The sequence below is a fragment of the Mizugakiibacter sediminis genome, assembly GCF_000953855.2.
In the GTDB taxonomy this organism is placed as follows: Bacteria; Pseudomonadota; Gammaproteobacteria; order Xanthomonadales; family Rhodanobacteraceae; genus Mizugakiibacter; species Mizugakiibacter sediminis.
Window position 1 is genome coordinate 1 of the sequence record NZ_DF970135.1, and the last position, 5480, is coordinate 5480.

Annotated in this window: 6 protein-coding genes; 4 read left to right on the forward strand and 2 right to left on the reverse strand. The window is 73.7% G+C overall.

Translation table 11 applies throughout. The annotated features are described in order from the left end of the window. Window positions 1–139: 139 nt before the first annotated feature. Window positions 140–673: a c-type cytochrome gene (locus MBSD_RS00900; RefSeq protein WP_062534198.1), complete on the forward strand. Its 534-nt coding sequence runs from the start codon at window positions 140–142 to the stop codon at window positions 671–673. Window positions 674–841: 168 nt separating this feature from the next. Here MBSD_RS00900 and MBSD_RS00905 read toward each other — a convergent pair whose 3' ends face one another. Next, window positions 842–1447 carry an acyl carrier protein phosphodiesterase gene (locus tag MBSD_RS00905; RefSeq protein ID WP_062534187.1) on the reverse strand — a complete coding sequence of 202 codons (606 nt, stop codon included), beginning with the start codon at window positions 1445–1447 and terminating at the stop codon, window positions 842–844. A 57-nt stretch (window positions 1448–1504) separates the two neighbouring features. On the opposite strand from MBSD_RS00905, the gene MBSD_RS00910 reads away from it, so the two are divergent. Further along, window positions 1505–2191, forward strand: coding sequence for an alpha/beta hydrolase (locus MBSD_RS00910; protein WP_062534189.1), 687 nt, complete (start codon window positions 1505–1507; stop codon window positions 2189–2191). After that, window positions 2188–3303 carry a cell division protein ZapE gene (gene zapE / locus MBSD_RS00915; RefSeq protein ID WP_062534191.1) on the forward strand — a complete coding sequence of 372 codons (1116 nt, stop codon included), beginning with the start codon at window positions 2188–2190 and terminating at the stop codon, window positions 3301–3303. Before MBSD_RS00910 ends, zapE begins: the two co-directional genes overlap by 4 nt. Window positions 3304–3353: 50 nt before the next feature. Here zapE and MBSD_RS00920 read toward each other — a convergent pair whose 3' ends face one another. Next, window positions 3354–3785: a hemerythrin domain-containing protein gene (locus tag MBSD_RS00920; protein WP_062534194.1), complete on the reverse strand. Its 432-nt coding sequence runs from the start codon at window positions 3783–3785 to the stop codon at window positions 3354–3356. A 192-nt stretch (window positions 3786–3977) separates the two neighbouring features. On the opposite strand from MBSD_RS00920, the gene MBSD_RS00925 reads away from it, so the two are divergent. Continuing rightward, window positions 3978–5300 (forward strand): amidohydrolase, encoded by a 1323-nt coding sequence (locus MBSD_RS00925; protein ID WP_062534196.1) that lies wholly within the window; start codon window positions 3978–3980, stop codon window positions 5298–5300. The last annotated feature ends 180 nt before the right edge of the window (window positions 5301–5480 follow it).

Genomic DNA, 5480 nt, shown 5'->3' on the forward strand with positions numbered 1-5480 from the left:
GGGCGCGCGGCGCCGCCGCCCGGCGGTGGCGGCCATCCGCTTCCGTCGGCGCCGCGGGATCGGCTAGACTTTCGGGCTTTCGCGCTGGGCCGGCAGCTTTCCGGCCGAACGAGGCAAGGGTGATCCCGTGAGCGGTCCCATCAGCAAGTCCGACCAGACCTTCCTCCGCCATTTCTCCATGCTGATCGCCGGCCTGGTGCTGCTGGCGCTGGCCCTGATCGGTCTGGCCATGTTCATCTACAGCCGCCACACGATCAGCCAGGACGCGGCGCTGGAGACGAATGCGGACGCCGCCGCCAGCGCGCGCATCGCGCCGGTCGGCGCGGTCTACGCCGGCGACACCGGCCGCGCCGCGATGCAGGCGGCCAAGGAAGCCGCCGCCAAGGCCGCGGCCGCGCAGGTCGCCTACGGCGGCACCACCGACGGCAAGAGCATCTACGACAACCTCTGCCACACCTGCCACACCGCCGGCGTCGCCGGCGCGCCCAAGCTGGGCGACAAGGCGATGTGGAGCGCGCGCATCGCGCAGGGCATCGACACCCTGATCAAGCACGCCACCGAGGGCTACAAGGGCCCGGACGGCAACTTCATGCCGCCGAAGGGCGGCAACCCGGCGCTGACCGACGAGCAGGTCGCCAACACCGTCAAGTGGATGGTCAGCCAGGTGAAGTGATCCGCGCTTGCGCACTGCCTTGAAGGGCAGTGCGCGCGGATCACTTCGGCCGGTCATGGATGACCGGCGGCGGTCGCTTCAGGGACGAATGCTGGCCGGGATGATGTTTGTCGGCGACACGACACCGAGTAGCGTAACCGACGCCGCCCGCGGGCGGCGTCGCCGTTTCTAGTCCGCCCGCTCGCGCGCGAGCAACCGCGTGCGCTGTTCCGCCGCGAACGCCGCGAGCTGCGGGAAGAAGGCGGCGAAGTCGTCGGCGAGCTGCGCGGCCTGGGCGTCCAGCACCAGTCCCGACCCGGCCAGCGGATTGGCGCGACCGAGCCGCTGCGACAGGCCGGCGAACACCCGATCGAGCGTCGCGCGCTCGCGGTAGGCGGCGGGCAGCGCATGCGCGCGCATGTAGGCGACGAAGCGGCGCAGCGCCGGCGGCTGCCGTGCGGCGTGCGCGTCCAGCACTTCGTGCAGCCAGGCCGCGTAGTCGTCCAGCGGCTGCGCCGACCAGCGCGCGAAGTCGCCGGCCAGGCAGTGGTCGAACCAGACGTCGAGCAGGATGCCGGCGTAGCGCCGCCACGGCGGCGCGAAGCGCGCGCGGGCGGCGACGACGACGGGATGCGCGTCGGTCCAGGCGTCGACCGCGCGGTGCAGGCGGATGCCGGCGCGCAGCGTGGGCGGCAGCGCCGGATCGGGCGCGCCGCGCACGAAGTCGCCGAGCAGGCTGCCGAACACCAGGTCGGGATCGTCGCCGGCGAGCAGGGCGTGGGCGAGGTGGTTCATCGTGGCCAACGGCCGCGGCGGTTCGATCGTCGCGGCGCACGCGGGTATCATGCGCGCATGACCGTGTCCCTGTCTTCCGCGCCCGCGGCGTTTCCGGGCGAGGCGTCCACCTTCGCGCTCGCCGGACCGGCCGGCCGGCTCGAGGTCGCCACCGACGTGCCCGCCGACGGCGAGGCGCGCGCCGGCGTGGCGGTGATCTGCCATCCCAATCCGGTGCAGGGCGGCACCATGGGCAACAAGGTGGTGACCATGCTCGAACGCGCGCTGCGCGAGAGCGGGCTCGCCACCGTGCGCTTCAACTTCCGCGGCGTCGGCGCTTCCGAAGGCAGCTATGACGAAGGCCGCGGCGAAAGCGAGGATCTCGCCGCGGTGGCCGGCTGGGCGCGCGCGGTGCGGCCGGGCGACGCGCTGTGGCTGGCCGGCTTCTCGTTCGGCGGCTACGTCGTCCTGCGCAGCGCGCGGCGCCTGGGCGCGGACGCGCTGATCACGGTGGCGCCGCCGGTCGGGCGCTGGACGTTCGAGCCGATCGCGCTGCCGGACTGCCCGTGGCTGGTGGTGCAGGGCGAGGAAGACGAAGTGGTCGATCCGCAGGCCGTGTTCGCCTGGCTCGACACGCTGGCGTCGCCGCCGGCGCTGGTACGCATGCCCGAGACCGGCCATTTCTTCCATCGCCGCCTGCTCGACCTGCGCGGCGCGGTGAAGAACGGCGTGCGCGCCTGGCTGCCGCCCCTGCGCGACGCATGACGGCGCCGCTGCCGGCGCCCGGCGCCGACCTGCCCAGCGCGCGCTACGCCGCCGGCGTCGCCGCGCGGCAGTGGGAGGACGACCCCGCGCAGCGCGCCGCGCTGGCCGAATTCGACCGCCTGCACGTCGCGCTGGCCGCGCCGCCGCGCCCGCTGGCGCGGCTGCGCGCCGCGTTCGGCGCGCGCGCGGCGGAGGCGCCGCCCGGCCTGTACCTGTGGGGCAGCGTCGGCCGCGGCAAGACTTTCCTGATGGACCTGTTTTTCGACGGCCTGCCGCACGCGCGCAAGCTGCGCCGGCACTTCCACCGCTTCATGGTCGACGTGCACGCCATGCTGCGCGCGCTCGACCACCGCGAGGACCCGCTGCGCGACGTCGCCGCCGACATCGCCGGCCGCGCGCGCGTGCTCTGCCTGGACGAGTTCCTGGTCGCCGACATCGGCGACGCGATGATCCTCGGCAACCTGCTGAAGCACCTGTTCGCGCGCGACGTGGTGCTGGTCACCACCTCCAACACGGAACCGGCGCGCCTCTACTGGGACGGCCTGCAGCGCGCGCGTTTCCTGCCGGCGATCGCGCTGCTCGAACGGCACTGCCGCGTGCACGAACTGGTGTCGCCGCGCGACTGGCGGCTGCGCGCGCTGACGCGCGCGCCGGTGTACTGCACGCCGGCCGGCGCCGAGGCCGAGCGCGCGCTGGCCGCGATCTTCGAGCGCGTGGCGCGCGGCACGGTCGAGGAGGGCGGCAGCGTGGTGGTCAACTCGCGCGCGATCGCGCTGCGCCGCCGCGCCGAGGAGGTCGCCTGGTTCGACTTCGCCGCGCTGTGCGAGGGCCCGCGCGCGGTCGCCGACTACATCGAGCTGGCGCGCCGCTACGCCACCGTGCTGGTGTCCAACGTGCCGCAGTTCACGCCGGAGATGGAGGACGAGGCGAAGCGCTTCATCCACCTGGTCGACGAGTTCTACGACCGCCGCGTCAAGCTGGTGCTGTCGGCGGCGGCGCCGATCGTCGAGCTGTACGACGGCGTGCGCCTGCGCGCGGAATTCGCGCGCACCGAATCGCGGCTGATCGAGATGCAGAGCGAGGCCTATCTCGCCCAGGAGCACCACGCCTAGTCCCGCCGCCGTCGTGCGCGCGCCCGCCGGCCGGGTTCGCGCCGCGGCGCTCAGCCGCGCAGGTCGATCGACGGCGTCGTCTCCCCCGGCGACGCCGCGGCGAGGAGGCCGCCGCAGGCGGGATACAGATGCAGTTCCTCGCGCTCCATGCGCTGCAGCAGCAGGCGATGGATCGCTGCGAAGCCTGCGGCGAAGGCATCGGCCCCGCCGTCCCCGGCGCAGGCGTCGAAGAAGGCGATGGTCCGGCGCGACACGTCGCGCATCTCGCAGAAGTACGCGTCCGCCAGCGCGCTGGCGGCGGCGTTGCGGGTCAGCAGCGGATAGAACTCCAGATCCTCTTCGTGCAGGTGGTTGAGGATGGCGTTGCGGGCGAGATGCAGCAGCGAGCGGCCGTCCGGCGTGTCGACCCGGGTCGTGCGCAGCGCCTGCAGCAGGACGCGGATCGCGCGATGCTGGCGGCGCAGGACGTCGAGCTTGAGCATGTCGGCCTCGGGGCGTGGATCTGCGGCAGGCGCCGGCCACGACGGCAAGCATGTCCCGTGCCACTCCCGGCAGCCCCCGGCTCCCGCGGCAGGACATACGCCGCGGCCGGCGGCCGGTCCAGCCGACCAAGGTCGCGGGGACGGCAGCGCGGATCGCGCTAGCATGCGCTGGTGCCACCCAGGAGAGATCCGATGCGCGCTTCCGTGCTCGCCGTTGCCGTCGCCTCGCTGCTTGCCGCCGCCGCCGTCCGCGCCGGCGCTGCCGCCGACACGGTGGCCGACGCCGTGCGGCAGGAACTGCCGCAGGTCACCGCCTGGCGGCGCGACATCCACCAGCATCCCGAGCTCAGCAACCGCGAGACGCGCACCGCGGCGCTGGTGGCGAAGCAGTTGCAGTCGCTGGGGCTGGAAGTGCGCACCGGCATCGCGCACACCGGCGTGGTCGGCATCCTGCGCGGCGGCAGGCCCGGGCCGAAACTGGCGCTGCGCGCCGACATGGACGCGTTGCCGGTCACCGAGGAGGTGGACCTGCCGTTCGCCTCGAAGGCGAAGGGCGAATACCGCGGCAAGCCCGTCGGCGTGATGCACGCCTGCGGCCACGACGCGCACACCGCGATGCTGCTCGGCGTCGCCACCGCGCTGGCCGGCATGAAGCGGGACCTGCCGGGCGAGGTGATGTTCGTGTTCCAGCCGGCCGAGGAAGGCGCGCCCGCCGGCGAGCGCGGGGGCGCCTCGCTGATGCTGGACGAGGGCCTGTTCGGCAAGCTCGGCTTCAAGCCGGACGCGATGTTCGGCCTGCACGTGGTCAGCTCGCTGAACGTCGGCGAGGTGGCGGTGCGCCCGGGCCCGGCGATGGCCGGCTCCGACTGGTTCCGCATGGTCGTGCACGGCCGGCAGACGCACGGCGCGATGCCGTGGAACGGCGTCGATCCGATCGTCGCCGCCGCCGAGATCGTCACCGCCGCGCAGACCATCGTCAGCCGCAAGCTCGACATCAGCACGCTGCCGGCGGTGCTGAGCTTCGGCATCATCGAGGGCGGCGCGCGCTACAACATCGTGCCCGACCAGGTGGAACTGCAGGGCACCATCCGCACCTTCGACGACGGCATGCGCCGGCAGGTGTTCGACAACCTGAAGGCCATCGCCGAGCACGTCGCCGCGGCCAACGGCGCCACGGTGGACGCCGCGATCCCCTACGGCGAGAGCAACCCGGTGCTGGTCAACGATCCGGCGCTGGAGGCGAAGGTGAAGGCCAGCCTGGTCGAGGCGCTGGGCGCCGCGCACGTGCACGAGGCGAAGCCGTGGATGGCTTCGGAGGATTTCGCCTACTTCGCCAGGGCGGTGCCCAGCGTGTACTTCTTCGTCGGCGCGACGCCGGCCGGCCAGGACCCGGCGGCCGCGCCCGCCAACCATTCGCCCAAGTTCTTCCTCGACGAGGGCGCGCTCGGCGTCGGCATGCGGGCGATGCTGCAGGCCACGCTGGACTACCTGCGCGGCGCGCCCGCCGGCGCCTGAGCCGGCGGCGCCGCGCTCAAGCCGGGCGCGCGGCGGCCGATAAAGGGGCGAAGGCGACGGGAAGCGCCCGCCGCCGTGCGTGCCGCCATGTCCGCCATCGCCGCTCCCGCTCCCCCACGCGCAGGCCGTACCGCTCCCGGACGGGCGCCATGACCGCGCGCCCCTCGCCGCCGCTGGCCG